Origin of the sequence: Janthinobacterium sp. BJB301, from assembly GCF_002735685.1 — a bacterium.
Taxonomy (GTDB): Bacteria; Pseudomonadota; Gammaproteobacteria; order Burkholderiales; family Burkholderiaceae_D; genus Janthinobacterium; species Janthinobacterium lividum.
In genome coordinates, this window is sequence record NZ_PDZJ01000001.1 from 930,987 (window position 1) to 950,319 (window position 19,333).

At 63.2% G+C, this 19,333-nt stretch carries 16 protein-coding genes and 2 riboswitches; of the genes, 8 read left to right on the forward strand and 8 right to left on the reverse strand.

The annotated features are described in order from the left end of the window. Positions 1-301: 301 nt before the first annotated feature. The 3 genes from CSQ91_RS04230 to CSQ91_RS04240 all read left to right on the forward strand — a co-directional run bounded on the left by CSQ91_RS04230 (position 302) and on the right by CSQ91_RS04240 (position 4,428). On the forward strand, positions 302-793 hold the full coding sequence (locus tag CSQ91_RS04230) for a chemotaxis protein CheW (protein ID WP_034784183.1): 492 nt from the start codon (positions 302-304) through the stop codon (positions 791-793). A gap of 309 nt (positions 794-1,102) precedes the next feature. Continuing rightward, on the forward strand, positions 1,103-2,710 hold the full coding sequence (locus tag CSQ91_RS04235) for a methyl-accepting chemotaxis protein (RefSeq protein ID WP_099387456.1): 1,608 nt from the start codon (positions 1,103-1,105) through the stop codon (positions 2,708-2,710). A gap of 80 nt (positions 2,711-2,790) precedes the next feature. Then, on the forward strand, positions 2,791-4,428 hold the full coding sequence (locus CSQ91_RS04240; protein WP_099387457.1) for a methyl-accepting chemotaxis protein: 1,638 nt from the start codon (positions 2,791-2,793) through the stop codon (positions 4,426-4,428). Here CSQ91_RS04240 and CSQ91_RS04245 read toward each other — a convergent pair. After that, a complete protein-coding gene (locus CSQ91_RS04245; RefSeq protein ID WP_099387458.1) occupies positions 4,425-5,099 on the reverse strand; it encodes a ribonuclease HI family protein in 675 nt (224 codons plus the stop codon). The two genes, CSQ91_RS04240 and CSQ91_RS04245, sit on opposite strands and share 4 nt — an antisense overlap. A gap of 142 nt (positions 5,100-5,241) precedes the next feature. Between CSQ91_RS04245 and CSQ91_RS04250 the strand changes: the two genes are divergently transcribed. Continuing rightward, on the forward strand, positions 5,242-6,450 hold the full coding sequence (locus tag CSQ91_RS04250) for an NAD(P)/FAD-dependent oxidoreductase (RefSeq protein ID WP_099387459.1): 1,209 nt from the start codon (positions 5,242-5,244) through the stop codon (positions 6,448-6,450). 59 nt (positions 6,451-6,509) lie between these two features. Next, positions 6,510-7,076, forward strand: coding sequence for an RrF2 family transcriptional regulator (locus CSQ91_RS04255; RefSeq protein ID WP_070257404.1), 567 nt, complete (start codon positions 6,510-6,512; stop codon positions 7,074-7,076). An 18-nt stretch (positions 7,077-7,094) separates the two neighbouring features. Here CSQ91_RS04255 and CSQ91_RS04260 read toward each other — a convergent pair whose 3' ends face one another. The 4 genes from CSQ91_RS04260 to CSQ91_RS04275 form a co-directional block, all read right to left on the reverse strand. Next, positions 7,095-7,436 (reverse strand): hypothetical protein, encoded by a 342-nt coding sequence (locus tag CSQ91_RS04260; RefSeq protein ID WP_099387460.1) that lies wholly within the window; start codon positions 7,434-7,436, stop codon positions 7,095-7,097. Positions 7,437-7,472: 36 nt separating this feature from the next. Beyond that, positions 7,473-10,157 carry a magnesium-translocating P-type ATPase gene (mgtA, locus tag CSQ91_RS04265; protein WP_099387461.1) on the reverse strand — a complete coding sequence of 895 codons (2,685 nt, stop codon included), beginning with the start codon at positions 10,155-10,157 and terminating at the stop codon, positions 7,473-7,475. A 395-nt stretch (positions 10,158-10,552) separates the two neighbouring features. Next, the gene (locus CSQ91_RS04270) at positions 10,553-11,164 is read right to left on the reverse strand and encodes a TetR/AcrR family transcriptional regulator (protein WP_099387462.1); all 612 of its coding nucleotides are present in this window, start codon (positions 11,162-11,164) and stop codon (positions 10,553-10,555) included. 22 nt (positions 11,165-11,186) lie between these two features. Beyond that, positions 11,187-12,404 carry a Bcr/CflA family efflux MFS transporter gene (locus tag CSQ91_RS04275; RefSeq protein WP_099387463.1) on the reverse strand — a complete coding sequence of 406 codons (1,218 nt, stop codon included), beginning with the start codon at positions 12,402-12,404 and terminating at the stop codon, positions 11,187-11,189. A 163-nt stretch (positions 12,405-12,567) separates the two neighbouring features. Here CSQ91_RS04275 and CSQ91_RS28850 point away from each other — a divergent pair, with 163 nt between their 5' ends. Next, on the forward strand, positions 12,568-12,726 hold the full coding sequence (locus CSQ91_RS28850) for a hypothetical protein (RefSeq protein WP_171985004.1): 159 nt from the start codon (positions 12,568-12,570) through the stop codon (positions 12,724-12,726). A 175-nt stretch (positions 12,727-12,901) separates the two neighbouring features. Here the strand turns inward: CSQ91_RS28850 and gcvP are convergent, their stop codons facing one another. The 3 genes from gcvP to gcvT form a co-directional block, all read right to left on the reverse strand. Then, entirely contained in the window at positions 12,902-15,802 is a 2,901-nt protein-coding gene (gcvP, locus tag CSQ91_RS04280) for an aminomethyl-transferring glycine dehydrogenase (RefSeq protein WP_070279244.1), read from the reverse strand. Between the two features lie 103 nt (positions 15,803-15,905). Further along, positions 15,906-16,286 carry a glycine cleavage system protein GcvH gene (gene gcvH, locus CSQ91_RS04285; RefSeq protein ID WP_034784168.1) on the reverse strand — a complete coding sequence of 127 codons (381 nt, stop codon included), beginning with the start codon at positions 16,284-16,286 and terminating at the stop codon, positions 15,906-15,908. 70 nt (positions 16,287-16,356) lie between these two features. Next, complete coding sequence (gcvT, locus tag CSQ91_RS04290; RefSeq protein WP_070279245.1) at positions 16,357-17,478, reverse strand: glycine cleavage system aminomethyltransferase GcvT; 1,122 nt, start codon at positions 17,476-17,478, stop codon at positions 16,357-16,359. 74 nt (positions 17,479-17,552) lie between these two features. Beyond that, positions 17,553-17,658: riboswitch (glycine riboswitch) on the reverse strand. 28 nt (positions 17,659-17,686) lie between these two features. Next, positions 17,687-17,773, reverse strand: a riboswitch (glycine riboswitch). A 169-nt stretch (positions 17,774-17,942) separates the two neighbouring features. Between gcvT and CSQ91_RS04295 the strand changes: the two genes are divergently transcribed. Further along, a complete protein-coding gene (locus tag CSQ91_RS04295) occupies positions 17,943-18,515 on the forward strand; it encodes an ATP-dependent Clp protease proteolytic subunit (protein WP_070257426.1) in 573 nt (190 codons plus the stop codon). A 147-nt stretch (positions 18,516-18,662) separates the two neighbouring features. Beyond that, positions 18,663-19,298, forward strand: coding sequence for a phosphatase PAP2 family protein (locus tag CSQ91_RS04300; RefSeq protein ID WP_257217215.1), 636 nt, complete (start codon positions 18,663-18,665; stop codon positions 19,296-19,298). The last annotated feature ends 35 nt before the right edge of the window (positions 19,299-19,333 follow it).

Sequence of the window (19,333 nt, forward strand, 5' to 3'; positions counted from 1 at the left end):
AGCTTGGCAGTGCAGGCACCTGCATTTGCGGTCCGGCGAGTGCCATGCAGCGTGCCGTTTTTGCCACGTAATTTCCCCTTTGATAACGAGGCAGGTCGGCAGACGCTCTTTTTTAGTGCATGTAAAATTTACATGGGGTAACATTGCCGCATGGAAATTAGAAGCATAAGCTAATTGCAAGAAAGTATTTGCAAAACATACAAGTAGGAGCCATACCTTGCGGATGGCTCTTGTCACGTCCAAGGCCTGCGTGCAGCGTGCCGTGGCCTGCGCCCTTGGGCGATTTAACTAAAGGATTATCATGAGCACCATTTCCAGCGACACTGGCGCAACCGTTGCCAAGGCTGCCGAGTACCTGGCTTTTACCCTGGGCCAGGAAGAGTATGGCATCGACATCCAGAAAGTCAGCGAAATCCGCAGCTATGAAACGCCGACCCGCATCGCCAACGCCCCCGAGTTCGTCAAGGGCGTGGTCAACCTGCGCGGCATCATCGTGCCGATCGTCGACATGCGCATCAAGTTCAACCTGGGCACGCCCAGCTATGACCAGTTTACCGTTGTCATCATCCTCAATATCGGCAACCGCGTCGTCGGCATGGTCGTCGACCGCGTCTCCGACGTCACCACCCTGATGCCGGAGCAGATCAAGCCGGCGCCGGACATGGGCCGTTCGATCAACACGGAATACGTGATCGGCCTGGGCACCATCGACGAGCGCATGCTGATTCTGGTCGATATCGACCAGCTGATGTCCAGCGCCGACATGGGTTTGATCGAGAAGCTGGCCGCCTAGGCCGCCAGGAAAAGTCCAGGGCCGCGTTGCCTCGCCGTACATTCGTACTGCCTTCGGCCACGCGCCTTGCCCTGAACATGTCCTGACACCCCGGTGCCGAAAGGGTTTTTTAGAAACAATTGACCCCAAGCATTGTTTGCTTTTTCTGCAAGGCGCACGCTAGCGCATTTCCTGGCGCACGGTTCAGCCGAACCGTGCGCCAGTTTCACTTGTCACGCCAATTCGCTACAGCGGCCAACCAGCGCCCGCCCATGAGCGAGATCGTCAGCTTGTTATCAGGCTGACGGCAGGGCTTTTTAGGATAGTCACATGAATTTATTACGCAACGTCAGCATCGGTGTCCGCCTCGGACTCGGTTTTGCCGTGATTTTGCTGTTTTCCATGCTCATTACGGGCATCAGCGTCTGGCGCCTGCACGACGTGGCCAGCGCCACGCGTGTCATGATGGAGCAGCCGCTGGCCAAGGAACGCTATATTTCCGACTGGTATGGCCGTATCGACAGCGCCGTGCGCCGTACCATCGCCATTGCCCGCAGCAGCGATACCTCGCTCAGCGGCTATTTCGCCGAAGAATCGAAAGTCTCGTCGTCCAGTTCGGCCGAGCTGCAAAAGAAGATCGAGGCGCTGATCGACAAGCCGGAAGAAAAAGCCATGTTCGCTGGCTTGCTGGAACAGCGCAAGGTGTACATCAGCTCGCGCGACCAGGTCTACAAGCTGAAGGGCGAAGCGCAGGTCGATGCCGCCAATGACGTGTTTGAAAAGACCTTCGTGCCGGCCGCCGCCAAGTACCAGAAGATGGTGCAGGACTTGCTGGAACACCAGCGCGCCAGCATCGATACGACGGCGCGCGAGATCGACGCCGTCGCCAATACCAGCCGCAACCTGATGCTGGTGCTGGCCGCGCTGGCGCTGGCTTTTGGCGTCGTCTGCGCGTGGGTCTTGACGATGGGCATCGTGCGTCCCCTGCGCACGGCCGTGGATATCGCCCGCAAGGTGGCCGATGGCGACTTGACGGCGCAGATCGATGCCAGCGCCAAGGATGAAACGGGGCAACTGCTGCTGGCCCTGAAGGACATGAACACCAGCCTGCTCAACATCGTCGGTGAAGTGCGCAGCGGCACGGACAGCATCGCCACGTCGTCGACGCAGATCGCCGCCGGCAACCAGGACCTGTCTTCCCGCACGGAAGAGCAGGCCGGTTCGCTGGAAGAGACGGCTTCGTCGATGGAAGAGCTGACCAGCACCGTGAAACAGAACGCGGACAATGCGCGCCAGGCGAACCAATTGGCGGCCTCGGCGGCACAAGTGGCCGTCAAGGGCGGCGAAGTCGTGGCGCAGGTCGTGGGCACGATGGAATCGATCAATGCGTCATCGAACAAGATCGTCGACATCATTTCCGTCATCGATGGCATCGCCTTCCAGACGAATATCCTGGCCTTGAACGCGGCCGTGGAAGCGGCCCGCGCGGGCGAGCAGGGCCGCGGCTTTGCCGTCGTGGCGTCCGAAGTGCGCAACCTGGCGCAGCGTTCCGCTTCGGCGGCGAAAGAGATCAAGACCCTGATCGGCGCGTCGGTCGAGCAAGTCAACGCGGGCAGCATGCTGGTGGCGCAAGCCGGTTCGACCATGAACGATATCGTCGACAGCGTGCAGCGCGTGAGCGACATCATCACGGAAATCACGGCGGCCAGCAGCGAGCAAAGCGTGGGTATCGACGAGATCAACCGCGCCATCGGCCAGATGGATGCCGTCACGCAGCAAAATGCGGCGCTGGTGGAAGAATCGGCGGCCGCCGCCGAATCGATGCAGCACCAGGCGCACAACCTGGCGCAAGTCGTCAGCGTCTTCAAATTGACTGGCCAGCAGGCGCTGAAACGCCCGGCTGCGCCGAAAACCACCTTGCGCATCGGCACACGCTGATGGCGCCGCGGCTGCCCCGAGCAGCCGCTTTCTGCTGTCCCCTTTTATATAGTCTGGTTCCGCTTTTTTAGGATATTCACATGAATTTGTTAAGAAACGTCAGTATTGGTGTGCGCCTCGGCCTGGGTTTTGCCGTGATTTTGCTGTTTTCCATGCTCATTACCGGCATCAGCGTGTGGCGCTTGCATGACGTGGCCATGGCCACGCGCACCATGATGGAATTGCCGCTGGCGAAGGAACGCTATATTTCCGACTGGTACGCGAAGATCGACAGCGGCGTGCGCCGCACCACGGCCATCGCGCGCAGCAGCGACACCACACTGGGCGCGTATTTTGCGGAAGAAGCCAAGCAATCGTCCGTCGTATCGGGCGAATTGCAAAAGAAAATCGAAGCCTTGATTTCCAGCCCGGAAGAAAAGGAACTGTTCCGCCTGGTGAGCGAACAACGCAAGGTTTACCTCGATTCGCGCGCGCAAGTGTCGAAGCTGAAGGCGGATGGACAGGAAGCCGAGGCAGAAAAGGCGTTCCAGGGCATCTTCGTGCCCGGTTCGACGAAATACCTGAAAGTGGTCAACGACATGCTGCAGCACCAGCGCGCCAGCATTGACAAGACGGCGCGCGAGATCGACGAGGTCGCCAAGACAAGCCGCAACTTGCTGCTGACCCTGGCCGTGCTGGCGCTGGGCTTTGGCGTCGTCTGCGCCTGGTTGTTGACGATGGGCATTGTGCGCCCCTTGCGCACGGCCGTGGACATCGCCCGCAAGGTAGCCGATGGCGACTTGACGGCGCAGATCGACGCCAGCGCCAAGGATGAAACGGGGCAACTGCTGCTGGCCCTGAAGGACATGAACACGAGCCTGCTCAATATCGTCAGCGAAGTGCGCACGGGCACGGACAGCATCGCCACCTCGTCGACGGAAATTGCCGCCGGCAACCAGGACCTGTCTTCCCGCACGGAAGAGCAGGCCGGTTCCTTGGAAGAAACAGCCTCGTCGATGGAAGAGCTGACCTCGACCGTGAAGCAGAACGCGGACAATGCGCGCCAGGCGAACCAATTGGCTGCCTCGGCGGCGCAAGTGGCCGTCAAGGGCGGCGAAGTCGTGGCGCAGGTCGTGGGCACGATGGAATCGATCAATGCGTCATCGAACAAGATCGTCGACATCATCAGTGTGATTGACGGCATCGCCTTCCAGACGAATATCCTGGCCCTGAATGCGGCCGTGGAAGCGGCCCGCGCGGGCGAGCAGGGCCGTGGCTTTGCCGTCGTGGCGTCCGAAGTGCGCAACCTGGCGCAGCGTTCCGCTTCGGCGGCGAAAGAGATCAAGACCCTGATCGGCGCGTCGGTCGAGCAAGTCAACGCGGGCAGCATGCTGGTGGCGCAAGCCGGTTCGACCATGAACGATATCGTCGACAGCGTGCAGCGCGTGAGCGACATCATTACGGAAATCACGGCGGCCAGCAGCGAGCAAAGCGTGGGCATCGACGAGATCAACCGCGCCATCGGCCAGATGGATGCCGTCACGCAGCAAAATGCGGCGCTGGTGGAAGAGTCGGCGGCCGCTGCCGAATCGATGCAGCACCAGGCGCACAACCTGGCGCAAGTGGTCAGCGTGTTCAAGCTGAACGGGCAGCAGGCCAGTGTCAGCGGATTGAAGGGGGTGAAACGTCCGGTGGCGAAAGAGCCGAAGGAAGCGTTGCGGATCGGCCGCGCCGCTTAATCCTCTTCTACCCAGCCGGTAATGGCCAGCTGGGACAGCCGGTCCGCCTCGCCATTCCTGTGGCGCGGCAGCCAGCGCAAGCTCACATCAGTAAATTGTTCCAGCAGGGCCACTACGGTGGCCCTTTGCGTTTCCAGTCCCTTGGCCCCCAGCGGCGTCGTTCCCAGCACATCATTGATCACCACCTGGCTGTCGCCGTACAGCAGCAGTTGCACGGGCGGCGGACGCACCTTGAGTGCCGCCTGCAGCACGGCCGTCAGGGCCGCATATTCCGCGTCGCTGCTGCTGCCATAGCCGGCAGCCTCGCTCACTTCGATGCGCTCGCCGTTTGGCCCCAGCAGCAGGGCGCCTATGCCCAGCTTGCCCGGGTTCGGATGGGCGGAACCGTCGAACCAGCCGCGCCAGGCCGAAGCCGGCACGGCCATCACCCGCCGCGCCGCCTGCGCCTGCTGGCGATCGCTGATCTTTTGCGCCTTGCGCTGCGCTTCGGCGGCGTGCGCCTGCAGCCGCGCCGCCAGCAGGGCGGCCAGGCCCAAGGTGCCGGATGCCTGTTCCAGTATCCGCCGCAGCGCCGCGTCGCCCGCGATGCCTTCCAGCGCGGCCAGGCGGCGCGCCTGTGCCCGCTCGCTCTTGAACGCTGCTGCCAGCAATGTTTCCAATTCCTCTTGCATGGGACCTTCCCTCATCATCGTGCCGCGAATCTACGCGAGTGCGGCACAGTCCGCAAGGCAGGCTGTTGCGATTTTGGCGGGTTAGCTTGCAACTCATAACGCGGAGTGATATAGTCTGCGTTATCAAATCAAGGAGAAAAACATGACACAGCGCGTATTGATCATTGGTGCCGGCTTTGCCGGATTGTGGAGTGCCCTGGCAGCCGTGCGTCGCCTAAGGCTGGAAAACATTGCCGCAGGCGAGATCGAAGTGGCGCTGGTGGCGCCGGAAGCCATGCTGACGATGCGCCCCCGCCTGTACGAACCGGCGCCCGCCAGCATGGTGGCGCCGTTGCAGCAACTGTTTGACGAGACGGGCGTGCGCTTCATCGCCGGCAAGGTCGATGCCATTCGCAGCGACAGCGACGAAGTCGACATCGTCGCTGCCGACGGCAGCCGTTCGACCCTGGCCTATGACCGCCTGGTGCTGGCGGCCGGTAGCAGCCTGTTCCGTCCGAATATTCCGGGCCTGCAAGAATTTGCCTTCGGCACCGACCAGCGCAGCGAAGCGGTGGCGCTCGATGCGCACCTGCATGCGCTGGCCGCCCGGCCCGCATCGGCCGCGCGCAATACCGTCGTGGTGGCCGGCGGCGGCTTCACGGGCATCGAGCTGGCGGCCGAGCTGCCGGCCCGCCTGCGCGCCATCCTGGGCGAAGATGCCGATATCAAGGTGATCATCGTCGAGCGGGCGCCCGATATCGGTCCGGATCTGGGGCCGGGACCGCGCCCCGTGATCGAGCAGGCGCTGGCGGAGCTGGGCGTGGCATGCCGGCTCGGTTCGGCGGTGGCCGCCATCGACGCGGATGGATTGACGACGGCCGATGGCGAGCGCATCGAAGCGCACACCGTGGTGTGGACGGCGGGCGTGCGGGCCAGTGCGTTGACGGCGCAGGTTCCCGGTGAGAAAGACGCCGCGGGCCGCCTGCGGGTGGCGCATGATTTGCGCGTGCCTGGTGCCGGCAGGGTATTTGCCACGGGCGACGCCGCCGTTGCCGCCACGGATGACGAAGGCAATCACACGCTGATGAGCTGCCAGCACGCCATGTTCCTTGGGCGCTCCTCGGGCGACAATGCCGTGGCTGACCTGCTGGGACTGGCCACGCGGCCCTACCGCCAACCCTATTATGTGACCTGCCTGGACCTCGGAGCATGGGGTGCGGTCGTGACGCAGGGCTGGGAGCGCAAGGTGTGGCTGACGGGCAGCGAGGGCAAGGCCATGAAGGTGGCCATCAATGGCCGTGTGATTTATCCGCCTGCCGATAGTGCCGCGGCGCTGGCCGCCGCCGATCCGGCGTTCGAGCTGTCGCTGTAGCCTTGCGGCTGCAAACGGGGAGTGCTACAGTCCCCGTTTTGCAACGGAGGAATGGCATCATGGCACATTATGGAAGCGGCACCGAGTATGGCTTGCATTGCCTGCTATATCTGGCACAGCCGCTTGCCGAGCCTGCCAGCAGCCGCGACCTGGCGGAGTTGCAGGGTATTTCCGTCTCCTTCCTGGCGAAAATCTTTCCCAAGCTGGAGAAGGCGGGCATCGTGACCGCGTCGGAAGGCATACGCGGCGGTTATCAGCTGGCGCGCCCGCCCGGCGACATCAGTGTGCTCGACGTGGTGGATGCCATCGAAGGCCCGAAACCCCTGTTCGATTGCCAGCAGATCCGCAGTCGCTGCACCCTGTACGAAGGCGAGCCGCCCGGCTGGATGACCAGCGGCGTGTGCGGCATCCATGCCCTCATGCTGCGCGCCGAGAAAAGCATGCGCGCCGAACTGGGCAAGACCACCTTGCTTGACTTGGCGCAAGGTTTTGGCAGTGTCGCGCCGGCCGGTTTTGGCGCGGATGTGCAGGGCTGGTTCAGCGGCCGCGTGCAGGAGCGCAGCGAGGCGCGCATCGCCGCCGTGCGCGGACCGAAGTCGCGCCGCATCAAGGACGATGTGGTTTGACGCTCATTTGACGCTACTTCACGGTTTCAACAGCACGGTATCGACCAGGCTGCCAATCCAGCATACCACCAGCACGCCCACGGCCACCGTCATGGCGGGGCCGTCATTGGCGGACAGGGCATCGACTTTTTCCACGATCAGCTGCACGTCGAAGGGCAGGGCACCGCTGTCGATCTGTGCCATTATCTGGTCCAAACGTGCCATGATCTGGCGCACTACGAGCACCAGCGCGGCCAGGGCCGGTACGAGGAAGAGGCAGCCGCGTGCCTTGAGTTGCAATACGAAATGCCCGCTGCCGGGAAAGACCAGGGCCGACAGCAGCAGGGCGAGATTACGCTTGGAAGGAGGGGAGCCGCTCATGCGTGCCTTGTGTGGGTGGAAGAGCGGCTCATCATACTATTGCCAGCCGAATTTGCGCAGATACACGCGTTTCATAAACGTCGTCAGCACCGTGTAGCAGACGAGGATGCCCAGCAGCCAGGGGAAGTAGCCCAACGGCAAGGCCTGCAGCTTGAAGTAGGTCGCCAGCGGACCCATCGGCAGGAAGACGCCCACGGCCATGATGGCGGTGGTGGCCACCAGCAGGGGCACGGACGCGATGCTGTCGATGAACGGCAGCTTGGGCGTGCGGATCAGGTGCACGATCAGGGTTTGGGTCAACAGCCCCACGACGAACCAGCCGGACTGGAACAGGGTTTGCTGCTCTGGCGTATTCGCGCCAAACACATGCCACATCAAGATAAACGTGCTGATGTCGAAGATCGAGCTGATCGGGCCGAAAAAGACCATGAAACGGCCGATGTCGCGCGGATTCCAGCTCAGCGGCTGCTGGATCAGTTCGGCGTCGACATTGTCGAAGGGAATGGCGATCTGCGACACGTCATACAGCAGGTTCTGCACCAGCAAGTGCAGCGGCAGCATGGGCAAGAACGGCAAAAAGGCGCTGGCCACCAGCACGGAAAACACATTGCCGAAGTTCGAGCTGGCCGTCATGCGGATGTATTTGAGCATGTTGCTGAAGGTGCGCCGGCCTTCCAGCACGCCTTCTTCGAGCACCATCAGGCTCTTTTCCAGCAAGATGATGTCGGCCGCCTCCTTGGCGATATCGACGGCGGAATCGACGGAAATACCGATGTCGGCCGCGCGCAGGGCGGGCGCGTCGTTGATGCCGTCGCCCATGAAGCCGACGATGTGGCCATTGCCGCGCAGGGCGCGCACGAGGCGCTCCTTGTGCAGCGGGCTGAGCTTGGCAAACACGGTATTCTCTTCCGCTGCCCTGGACAGGGTGGCGTCGTCCATGTCGTCGAGCTGCGGGCCTTGCAGCACGCCATGCACGGCCAGGCCCACTTCGCGGCAAATCTTCGCCGTCACCAGGTGGTTGTCGCCCGTCAAGACTTTCACGGTCACGCCATGTTCCGCCAGCGCGCGCAGGGCCGGCGCCGTCGATTCTTTCGGCGGGTCGAGGAAGGCCACATAGCCGATCAGCGTGAGCGCCGTTTCATCGGCCACGCCGTACACGGTTTTGTGGGGCGGCACTTCCTTGACGGCCACGGCCACCACGCGCAAACCTTCCGCGTTCAGGCCATGCGTGGTTTCCAGTACCTTGGCCAGCAGGGCCGCATCGAGGGGAATATTCACGCCGCCCAGGCGCAGATGGCTGCAGGCGGCGAGGATTTCCTCGACGGCGCCCTTGCAGATCAGCTCATGGTGGTCGTTCTTTTCGGAAACGACGACAGACATGCGGCGGCGTACGAAATCAAACGGGATTTCATCGACTTTCACGTAATCGCGGGCCAGCTGCATTTCCGTCTGCAGCTCAACATGATCGAGCACGGCCCGATCGAGCAGGTTTTTGAGGCCCGTCTGGTAGTGGCTGTTCAGATAAGCGAATTGCAGCACTTCGTCGGAGGGCTGGCCGAACACGTCCGTGTGGCGCTCGAGCACGATCTTGTCCTGCGTCAAGGTGCCCGTCTTGTCCGTGCACAGCACGTCCATGGCGCCGAAGTTCTGGATGGCGTCCAGGCGTTTCACGACGACTTTCTTTTTCGACAGTTTCACGGCGCCCTTGGCCAGAGTGCTGGTGACGATCATGGGCAGCATTTCCGGCGTCAGGCCCACGGCGACGGACAGGGCAAACAGGAACGCTTCCATCCAGTCGCCCTTGGTCCAGCCATTGATGAGGAACACGAGCGGCGCCATCACGAGGGCGAAGCGGATCAGCAGCCAGCTGACGCTGTTGACGCCCGCCTCGAAGGCCGTCGGCGTGCGCTCGGTGGCCGTCACGCGCGTGGCGATGGTGCCGAAGTAGGTGCGGTTGCCGGTGGCCAGCACCAGCGCCGTGGCGGCGCCGGAGATCACATTGGTGCCCATGAACAGCAGGTTGGCAAGTTCCATGGGATCGCGGCCTGCGCTGTCGGCCAGCTCGGCCATTTTTTCCACGGGCAAGGATTCACCCGTCATGGCGGCCTGGCTGACGAACAGGTCTTTCGCGGAAAGCAATCGGCAGTCGGCGGGTATCATGTCGCCGGCCGACAGCACGATGAGGTCGCCCTGCACCAGCTGGCGGATGGGCAGCTCGACCTGCTGGCCGTTGCGCAGCACGGTGGCCGTATTGCTGACCATGGCTTTCAGGCGCTCGGCGGCCCGGTTCGAGCGGCCTTCCTGCACGAAGCGCAGCAGGGTCGACAAGATCACCATGGTGCCGATGACGATGGTGGCTTTCGGGTCTTCCGTCAGGTAGGACACGATGGCCAGCACGGTCAGCAGCAGGTTGAACGGATTCTTGTAGCACAGCCACAGGTGCTGGTACCAGGCCAGCGGCTTTTCATGCTCGACTTCATTGGGGCCCGTTTGCGCGCCGATGACTTGCGCTTCGGCATCGCGCAAGCCTTCGATGCGCGTGTGCAGGCGGTTCAGCGCGCTATCGAGGTCTTCATGGGCGGCAGCCAGCAGCTGGCGCGCCAGGTGGTCGGGCACGGGGCGGGCCGTGCTGTTTTCCAGCGGCATGGCGCGCCGGCGGAAGTGGCCGGCCGTATGGCGCTTGCGCAGGAACGATTCGAATAAGCGGGTGAAGAGATTCATGGCTCTTCCTTTCACGACGAGGTGTTGACGGGCGGCGCAGCCGCAGGCAAGACTTGCGTGCCGCCAACGCAACATGGCGAGGCATGGCGCTGGCGGGCAATCCGGGTCAGTAGCCGGTCGCGATCGGAAAGAGGGGGAGAGGCGCGCAGCCGTAATGGCCGCGCGAGACACCGCACCTTGCTCAGCAAGGCACGGAGAAAACGGAATTCCGCGTTGCTTGCTGTTTAGCTGCCGAGGCAATCACCGATACAAGATCGGCTACTGTCACTAGAACAAGTACCCACGTGGGACTCCGTAAATGAATAATGAGGGCATCTTATGGATGTGCTGCAAGAGTGTCAACTGAAGAAATCTTAGGTTTCCAAAGTGTAATGTGGGTGTTGCAGGCCACTTGCTCAGCCATGTTGCGTGGCCATCGCCAGCGAATCGGACAATATCTGCCACAAGGCCGCATGGCGCTGCTGCAGCGCGGCGCCGCCCGCGTAGATCAGCTCCACGTGCAGGCTGTCGACGATGCCCAGGTAGGCTTGCGCATACAGGTCGACGCGTTGCGGCGGCAGCGCGGGTGCCATGCGGCCCAGGCTGGCCACGTAGTGCCGCTGCAACTGCGCCAGCAAGGCTTCGTAGCCCGTGCCGACTTCGATGCGCAGGGGCGCGGGCGGCAAATACGCCGTGCGCAGCAAAAAGCGCAGGTGGGCCGAGTCCGCATAGCGCTGCGCCATGCGGTCGCAGTACAGGGCGCCCGCTTGCTGGCCGCCGGGCGCCGCCAGTGCCGCTTCATCGGCAAAGCATGCATCCATGAAGGCTTGCTCTTCGGCCAGGGCATCGGCAAAGACGTCGAGGAAGAGAGCATCCTTGCCGGCGAAGTGCGAGTACAGCGAAGCCTTGCGCATGCCCGCCTGCCCGGCGATGTCGCTGAGGGACGAGGCATCGTAGCCGTGCTCCGAAAAGTGCACGACGGCGACGGCACAGATGTTATCGGCCGAAGCCGAGCGTTTTTTCATCATTGGGGTGAGTGTATGTGAGGCGTCAGTGCGCTCCCAGGCTGCTGGCATGGACCGGATGGACGCGCGCAGTGGCCAGGGTCAGCCATGATACCAGCAGGCCGGCTACGGTCAAGAACAGCAGCCAGGGTAATGGCCCCCATTCGGACAGGCTGGCCGCCAGCGGCGTGGCCAGCGACGACAAGGTCATCTGGATGGCGCCCAGCAGGGCGGCCGTGGAGCCGAGCGCGCGCTGCTGGGAACCCATGGCCATGGCCATCAGCGCCGCTTCCGCGATGCCCAGGCCAAACAGGGCCACGAACATGCCCGGCACGACGGCGGCGATGCCTGCTCCCGCCCAGGCACCGAGCAGGGCTAGTCCCGCGCCGCCCAGCATGGCCGCGCTGCCCGTCACGCTCAACCGCGCCACGCCATACTTTTCCACCAGGCGGCCGCTGGCCATCGCACCCAGCAGCACGGCCACGCCCGTGGCGCCGAAGACGAGGCCGAAGCTGCCGGCGGACAGGCCGAAGTCGCGCTGGTACACGAGCGATGCCCCGCCGATATAGGCAAACAGGAAAAAGAAAGTGGCCGACAGGGCCAGCGCGGGCAGCAGGAAGGCGCGATCCAGCGCGATGCGCGCATACGTGCGGTGCATGCCTTGCGGCGAGACGCGGCGGGCGCGGGGCAGCGTTTCCGGCAGGAACAGCGCGCTATTGAGCAGGGTCAAGACACCGAGCGCGGCCAGGGCCAGCATCACGGCGCGCCAGCCGTAATGCGCGTCGAGCAAGCCGCCCGCGGCCGGCGCCAGCACGGGCGCCAGGCCCACGATGGTCATCAGGAGGGCAAACAGCTGCGCCGCCTGCACGCCATCGGCCACGTCGCGCACCATGCTCATCACGACGACCAGGGTCAGCGCCGCGCCCAGGCCCTGCAGGGTGCGCGCCAGCAGCAGGGTGGTCAATTGGTCGGCCTGCGACGCCCATACGGCGGCAAGAATGTAGACGGCGATGCCGACCAGCAGCGGACGGCGCCGGCCCAGCATGTCGGTCAGCGGGCCGCACAGCAGCTGCCCGCCGCCCAGTGCCAGCAGGAACACGGTCAGGCTCAGCTGCACATTCGCATACGAGGTGTGCAGCTCGCGCGCCATGGCGGGCATCGAAGCCAGGTACATGTCGATGCCGGCCGGACCGAGCACGGCGACCAGGGCCAGGGAAGCCGCCAGCCCGAGACTGGCGGCGGGAAGAGGGGTTTTCTGCTGCATTGCGCTTCCTTTGTATCGTCAAAAAACACGGCATGGACATTGCCGTCTTTTTTATTGTACACTGACTACCTACCGATAGGTAGTCAACTCAATAAAGGCAAAGGATGACGACGATGATGAACGTAACAATGGCGGCTGCGCCGCATCTGCGGGGAGAGCGGACATGACGGAAGTGGGTATTTCGCTCAGCGGCGTGGCCGTAGCGCTGCTGTTTGCCGCCTGGAGTTCGCACCGCGCCCGCTGCGAGCGGCGCGATGTCGTGCTGTTGACGATGCTGGGCACGGCCCTGGGATTGCCGGGCGCGGCCTTGCTGGCGCTGTAGGTCGGATTAGGTCTGAAGGACCGTAATCCGACGGCGCCACATACGTCAACAATGTTGTCGGATTACGCGCTTGCGCGCTAATCCGACCTACGTGGATGTGCAGGCATAAAAAAAGGCAGGCCGCGTGGCCTGCCTTCTTGTCGTCGACACGCCCGCGGAAGCGGGCGCCCGGCGCTTACTCTTCTTCGTACGAGCTGATCGGAGCGCAGCCGCAGAACAGGTTGCGGTCGCCGTACACGTTGTCGGCGCGGCCGACCGGTGGCCAGTATTTGCGCTGGCGCAGGGAAGCGACGGGGTAGGCGGCGATTTCGCGGCTGTACTTGCGTTCCCAGTTGTCCGACATCAGCACCTGTGCCGTGTGCGGCGCGTTTTTCAGCGGGTTGTCGTCGTGGTCGAATTCACCGCTGGCGACCTTGGCGATTTCCGCGCGGATGGCGATCATGGCGTCGATGAAGCGGTCGATTTCCACTTTCGATTCGCTTTCCGTCGGCTCGATCATCAGGGTGCCCGGCACGGGGAAGCTCATGGTCGGCGCATGGAAACCGAAGTCCATCAAACGCTTGGCCACGTCTTCGTTGCTGATGCCGGTGGCGTCCGTGATCGGACGCAGGTCCAGGATGCACTCGTGCGCGACCAGGCCGTCGTGGCCCGAGTACAGCACGGGGTAGTGCGGCGCCAGGCGGCGCGCGATGTAGTTCGCCGCCAAAATCGCCGTCTCGGTGGCGGCCGTCAAGCCTTCCGCGCCCATCATGGCGATGTACATCCACGAAATCGGCAGGATGCTGGCCGAGCCGAATGGCGCGGCGCTGACGGCGCCGATGCCGGCCACATCGCGCTGGTAGCCGGAGGAACGCTGGTTCGGCAGGAATTTCGCCAGGTGGGCGCCGACGCCGATCGGGCCGACGCCTGGTCCGCCGCCGCCGTGCGGGATGCAGAAGGTCTTGTGCAGGTTCAGGTGCGACACGTCGCCGCCAAACGAGCCGGGAGCGGCCACGCCGACCAGCGCGTTCATGTTGGCGCCGTCGATGTAGACCTGGCCGCCGTGCGAGTGGATGATCTCGCACAGTTCCTGGATGCCTTCTTCAAACACGCCGTGGGTGGATGGGTAGGTGACCATCACGCAGGCCAGGTTGGCGCTGTGCTTTTCCGCTTTCGCTTTCAGGTCGGCGAGGTCCACGTTGCCGTTGGCGTCGCAGCTGGTGACGACCACCTGCATGCCGACCATGTTGGCCGATGCCGGGTTGGTGCCGTGCGCCGACGACGGGATCAGGCAAATGTTGCGGTGGCCTTCGCCGCGCGATTCGTGGTAGGCCTTGATCACCAGCAGACCTGCGTATTCACCCTGCGAGCCGGCGTTCGGCTGCAGCGAGACGGCCGCGTAGCCAGTCAGTGCGCACAGCATCTCTTCCAGTTGCGAAATCATCTCGCGGTAGCCGACGGTTTGCGCATCGGGAGCGAACGGGTGGATGTTGGAGAACTCGGGCCAGGTGACGGGAATCATTTCGCTCGTCGCGTTCAGCTTCATGGTGCACGAGCCGAGCGGGATCATGGTGCGGTCCAGCGCCAGGTCCTTGTCGGCCAGGCTGCGCAGGTAGCGCAGCATTTCGTGTTCCGAGTGGTAGCTGTTGAAGACGGGGTGGGTCAGGTAGGCGCTCTCGCGCGCCAGCTGTGCCGGCAGGGCGCTGGTGACGCCAGCTTCCACGCTGTCCAGGTCAGGCGCGGCAGGCGCGTTGGCCAGGCCGTGCGCGAACACTTTCCACAGCAGCGCGATATCGTCGCGCGTGGTGGTTTCATCGAGCGACACGCCGACATGGGTATTGTCGATCTTGCGCAGGTTGACGCCGTGGTGCATGGCCGTCGCGTGCAGTTGCGCCGCATCGGCGACATTGATGGTCAGGGTGTCGAAGTAGCTCGCGTTGACGACGCCATAGCCGAGGGTCTTCAGGTTGGCGGCCAGCACGCCCGTGTAGCGGTGTACGCGCTGGGCGATCTGCAGCAGGCCGGCAGGACCGTGGTAGACGGCGTACATCGAGGCCATCACGGCCAGCAGCACTTGCGCCGTGCAGATGTTCGAGGTCGCTTTTTCGCGGCGGATATGCTGTTCGCGCGTTTGCAGGGCCAGGCGATACGCCTTGTTGCCTTGCGCATCGACGGTCACGCCGACCAGGCGGCCCGACATATTGCGCTTGAATTCATCGCGCGTCGACAGATAGCCTGCGTGCGGGCCGCCGAAACCGAGCGGCACGCCGAAGCGCTGGCTGTTGCCGACGACGACGTCGGCGCCCCATTCGCCCGGCGGCGTCAGCATGGTCAGGGCCAGCAGGTCGGCCGCGACGATGACCATGGCGCCGTTCGCGTGCAGTTTTTCCACGCCGGCGCGGTAGTCGCGCACGACGCCGTTCACGCCCGGGTATTGCAGCAGCACGCCGAAGCAGGCGTCCAGCGACTCGATTTCAGCCGGGTCGAAGGTACGCACTTCGATGCCGATCGGCTGGGCGCGCGTCTGCACCACTTCCAGCGTTTGCGGCAGCACGTCGTTGGCGACGTACAGCACGTTCGACTTCGACTTGCCCACGCGCTGGATCAGGGTCATCGCTTCGGCAGCGGCCGTGCCTTCGTCCAGCATCGAGGCGTTCGAGATGCCCATGCCGGTCAAATCCGTGATCACTTGCTGGAAGTTCAAAATCGCTTCCAGGCGGCCTTGCGAAATCTCTGGCTGGTATGGCGTGTACGCCGTGTACCAGGCCGGGTTTTCAAAGATGTTGCGCAACACGACGCCAGGGGTGAACGTGTTGTAGTAGCCCTGGCCGATCAGGGATTTCAATACCTGGTTCTTGCCGGCGATGGCTTTCAGGCGCGACAGTGCTTCCTGTTCCGGCATCGGCTGCGAGTACGCGCCCAGGGGCAGGGCGCCCTTGTTGCGGATGTTGGCCGGTACCAGGGCGTCGATCAGCGCGGCGCGCGATGGATAGCCGAGGGTCGCCAGCATGGCTTGCTGTTCGGTGGCAGAAGGGCCGATGTGGCGGGCGATGAAGGCATCGCGTGCTTCGAGTTGGGTCAGGCTGGTGCGGGTCATGATATAGAGGCCAAAAAAGACTGAAAAACCGGGATGCGGCGCGCGGGCGCAGCGCAGAAAAAATGCAAACGGGCCGCAATTGCGGCCCGTGAGTCAAACGCGATTAGGCGCCGGTGGTGGCGCCATAGGCGGCAGCGTCGAGCAAGCCGTCCAGGGCCGACACGTCGGCTGGCTTGATCTTGAACAGCCAGTTGGCATAGGCGTCGGCGTTGATCGACTCAGGCGAGTTGACCACGTCGTCGTTGACGGCCACGACTTCGCCGGCGATCGGCGCGTAGATGTCGCTCGCTGCCTTGACCGATTCCACCACGGCGGCGTCGTCGCCGGCGCCGTAGGTATTGCCCACGGTTGGCAGTTCGACGAAGACGATGTCGCCCAGGGCGTCCTGCGCGTACTCGGTGATGCCGACGGTAATCGTGCCGTCGCCTTCAAGGCGTACCCATTCGTGGGAAGCGGTGTACTTCAGTTCTGCAGGAATGTTCATGTGTGGCTCCAGATGGTAAGTGTTCGTTATTGATTATGGTTGTACGGTCTTGCGGGCGGCTCTAATACGCTTACGCAGCCAGGATTTTACCGTTACGCACGAAAGGCAGCTTGACAACAGAAGCGGCCAGCTGCTTGCCGCGGATTTCCACGTGCACGGTGTCGCCCACGTTCACGCCGTTCGGCACGCGCGCCAGGGCAATCGCTTCCTGCATCGTCGGGCTGAAGGTGCCGCTGGTGATTTCGCCCGTGGCTTCGCTGCCGGCGATGATGACTTTCTGGTGGGCGCGCAGCACGCCGCCTTTTTCGCGCAGGATCAGGCCCACGAATTGCGCGTTCTGGCCTTTGGCCAGCAGGGCGGCCTTGCCGATGAAGTCGCGTTCGCTGACCAGGTCGATGGTCCACGCCAGGCCCGCGTCGAGAGGATTGACGGTTTCATCCATGTCCTGGCCGTACAGATTCATGCCCGCTTCCAGGCGCAGGGTGTCGCGCGCGCCCAGGCCCGCCGGCTTGACGCCGGCCGCTGCCAGCGCGTTCCACAGCGCTTCCACCTGGGTGGCGGCCACGCCGATTTCAAAGCCGTCTTCGCCCGTGTAACCGGTGCGCGCCAGCATGACTTCGCCGAAAGCCGTGTCCTTGACGATGACGACGTTGAATGGCTTGATGGCTTCGGAGGCCGCTTGCGTTTCCGGCAGCACTTGCCACACCTTGGCGCGGGCGTTCGGGCCTTGCACGGCGACCAGCGCCATGGCGTCATTGCCGTCGCGGCGCTGGGTGATCGTCAGGCCGCTGTTGGTGCTGGTATTTTGCTGCTGCATCCAGGCCACGTCTTTTTCCGCCGTGCCCGCGTTGACGACCAAGCGGAACCAGTTTTCATTGAAGAAGTAGACGATCAAGTCATCGATGACGGTACCTTCGGCATTGAGCATGCACGAGTACAGCGCCTTGCCCGACACTTGCAGCTTGTCAACGTTGTTGGCCAGCAAGCCGCGCAGGAAAGCGCGCACGTTCGGACCTTCGATATCGACCACGCACATATGGGACACGTCGAACATGCCAGCGTCGCCGCGCACGGCATTGTGTTCTTCGATTTGCGAGCCGTAGTTGACGGGCATGTCCCAGCCGCCGAAATCGACCATGCGGGCGCCGAGGGCACGGTGGGCGTTATTGAGTGGGGTCGCTTTGAGCGTCATGGATTCCTCGGGACGAAGGTAAAAGGGGAGTTAACAAAACATAGAATAGCCAAACACGGCTTTCCAGCGTGATCACTGACCCCCCTGTCCTTTGTACCTGAGAGATTACGGGGGCTTGCCCCGTGCGCCCCTTCGGTGGGCCGCCGGCAATAGCCGCGGCCGCTCTCCAGAGTTGAGCTGAAACGTGTCGCCAAAGCAACAGCTTCAGTCCGCCTGATCGGTCCTTTTGCCTGAGAGTTTTTGGGTAGTGCCCCTTCGGCGGCAACGCTGGTTTGCCCTCTCCCGATCAAGTGGGAGGAATATATGCCAGCAGGGTGTTTCTGTCAATCTGAAAAGACGTTGCCAAATTGCAGCAAAAGCCCCGGTTTGCGGGGCTGGCAGGGGGCTGGAGACGCCGCAAAAGGGCGCCCGGCCGCGCGGGAATGCGCTATGATGAAATCCTGGCTTTCTTGCGGGTGCCTGCCATGAACACTACACAAAGCGAGACGCAAAACAACACCGAGCAGCACGGTTACTTTACCCTCTCGGGCGACGTCAACAGTGACATGGTGCGGCGCGTCTTCAACGCCGTGGCCGACATCACGGAAGACAAGCTCACCACCGCGCACATTTTGATCCAGTCCAACGGCGGCTATGTCAGCGATGGCATCTGTCTGTACAACTTCCTCAGCAAGTTGCCGCTCGACATCATTACCTACAATGCGGGCGCCGTGGCGTCCATCGCCGTCACCCTGTTCCTGGCGGGGCGGCACCGCCACGCCAGCGACACGGCCCGTTTCATGGTGCACAAGTCGCATGCGACAGCCTCGCCCGGATCGCGCCCCGACGCGCTCAGCATCATCGTCGAGGGCTTGCGCGCCGACGACATGCGCACCGAGCGCATCCTGCGCGGCCACGTCAACCTGACGGAAGAGCAGTGGCAGGTGCATGCGTATTCCGACCTGCACCTGACGGCCGACCAGGCGCTGGAAGTGGGCATGATCGAATCGATCCGCGACTTTGCGCCGCCCAAGGGCAAGCGCTTGACGAATATCTGACGCCTGCCTTGCAATGCCCGGTGGATGGTTTTGGCGTGGAAATTTTGTAATCGAATGTAATTCTTCGCTGCAGCACAGCAAAAGCCGCGCGGAACAGCACTGAGTCGTGGCATAGTGCAAGCTGATCATGAAATAAGTGCAGGCACGATGACTTGGTGGAATGGAATTTCTTTTGCGGCCGATATGGCCGTGATGGGGCCGGCTGGCGTGGCGATCGCCCTGTGGCTGCTCGTTTCGCGCCAGTGGCGCCTGGTACTGAGCTGGAGCCTGTGGTACGGCGGCGGCCTGGCCCTCGTGGTGCTGTCGAAGCTGGCCTTCATGAGCTGGGGTGTCGGCAGCAGCGCGCTCGATTTTACGGGTTTCAGCGGCCACGCCATGCGCGCCGGCGCCGTGTTTCCCGTGATGATGTATGTGCTGCTGCAGCGGGCCGCACCGCGCTGGCGCCATGCTGGCGTGCTCGTCGGCGTGGCGTTTGCCGTGCTGGTGGCTATTTCCCGCGTGGTCGTCCATGCGCACAGCGTGTCGGAAGCCGTCAGCGGCTGCGTGCTGGGTCTGGCGCTGGCGCTGGGCTTCATGTGGAATGCCCGCGGCGCCGTCAATTTCGCCGTCAGCCATGCGCTGGCCCTGGCAAGCCTGGTGCTGATGGTGGTGCTCAGCTTTAAGGCCGAACCCATGCCGACCGAGCAATGGCTGCAAAAACTGGCCCTGGTGCTGTCCGGCCATGAGCGTGTTTTTTCCCGCGAAGACTGGAAACTGGCACAGGATGGCCGCCCAGCCCCATGATGCGGGGCAGGCTGGCGCCTGGCGCCACGGTTTTT

Coding starts and splice junctions, on each gene's coding strand:
- CSQ91_RS04230 (WP_034784183.1), top strand. CDS start 302: ATGAGCACCATTTCCAGCGACACTGGCGCAACCGTTGCCAAGGCTGCC.
- CSQ91_RS04235 (WP_099387456.1), top strand. CDS start 1,103: ATGAATTTATTACGCAACGTCAGCATCGGTGTCCGCCTCGGACTCGGT.
- CSQ91_RS04240 (WP_099387457.1), top strand. CDS start 2,791: ATGAATTTGTTAAGAAACGTCAGTATTGGTGTGCGCCTCGGCCTGGGT.
- CSQ91_RS04245 (WP_099387458.1), bottom strand. CDS start 5,099: ATGCAAGAGGAATTGGAAACATTGCTGGCAGCAGCGTTCAAGAGCGAG.
- CSQ91_RS04250 (WP_099387459.1), top strand. CDS start 5,242: ATGACACAGCGCGTATTGATCATTGGTGCCGGCTTTGCCGGATTGTGG.
- CSQ91_RS04255 (WP_070257404.1), top strand. CDS start 6,510: ATGGCACATTATGGAAGCGGCACCGAGTATGGCTTGCATTGCCTGCTA.
- CSQ91_RS04260 (WP_099387460.1), bottom strand. CDS start 7,436: ATGAGCGGCTCCCCTCCTTCCAAGCGTAATCTCGCCCTGCTGCTGTCG.
- mgtA (WP_099387461.1), bottom strand. CDS start 10,157: ATGAATCTCTTCACCCGCTTATTCGAATCGTTCCTGCGCAAGCGCCAT.
- CSQ91_RS04270 (WP_099387462.1), bottom strand. CDS start 11,164: ATGATGAAAAAACGCTCGGCTTCGGCCGATAACATCTGTGCCGTCGCC.
- CSQ91_RS04275 (WP_099387463.1), bottom strand. CDS start 12,404: ATGCAGCAGAAAACCCCTCTTCCCGCCGCCAGTCTCGGGCTGGCGGCT.
- CSQ91_RS28850 (WP_171985004.1), top strand. CDS start 12,568: ATGACGGAAGTGGGTATTTCGCTCAGCGGCGTGGCCGTAGCGCTGCTG.
- gcvP (WP_070279244.1), bottom strand. CDS start 15,802: ATGACCCGCACCAGCCTGACCCAACTCGAAGCACGCGATGCCTTCATC.
- gcvH (WP_034784168.1), bottom strand. CDS start 16,286: ATGAACATTCCTGCAGAACTGAAGTACACCGCTTCCCACGAATGGGTA.
- gcvT (WP_070279245.1), bottom strand. CDS start 17,478: ATGACGCTCAAAGCGACCCCACTCAATAACGCCCACCGTGCCCTCGGC.
- CSQ91_RS04295 (WP_070257426.1), top strand. CDS start 17,943: ATGAACACTACACAAAGCGAGACGCAAAACAACACCGAGCAGCACGGT.
- CSQ91_RS04300 (WP_257217215.1), top strand. CDS start 18,663: ATGACTTGGTGGAATGGAATTTCTTTTGCGGCCGATATGGCCGTGATG.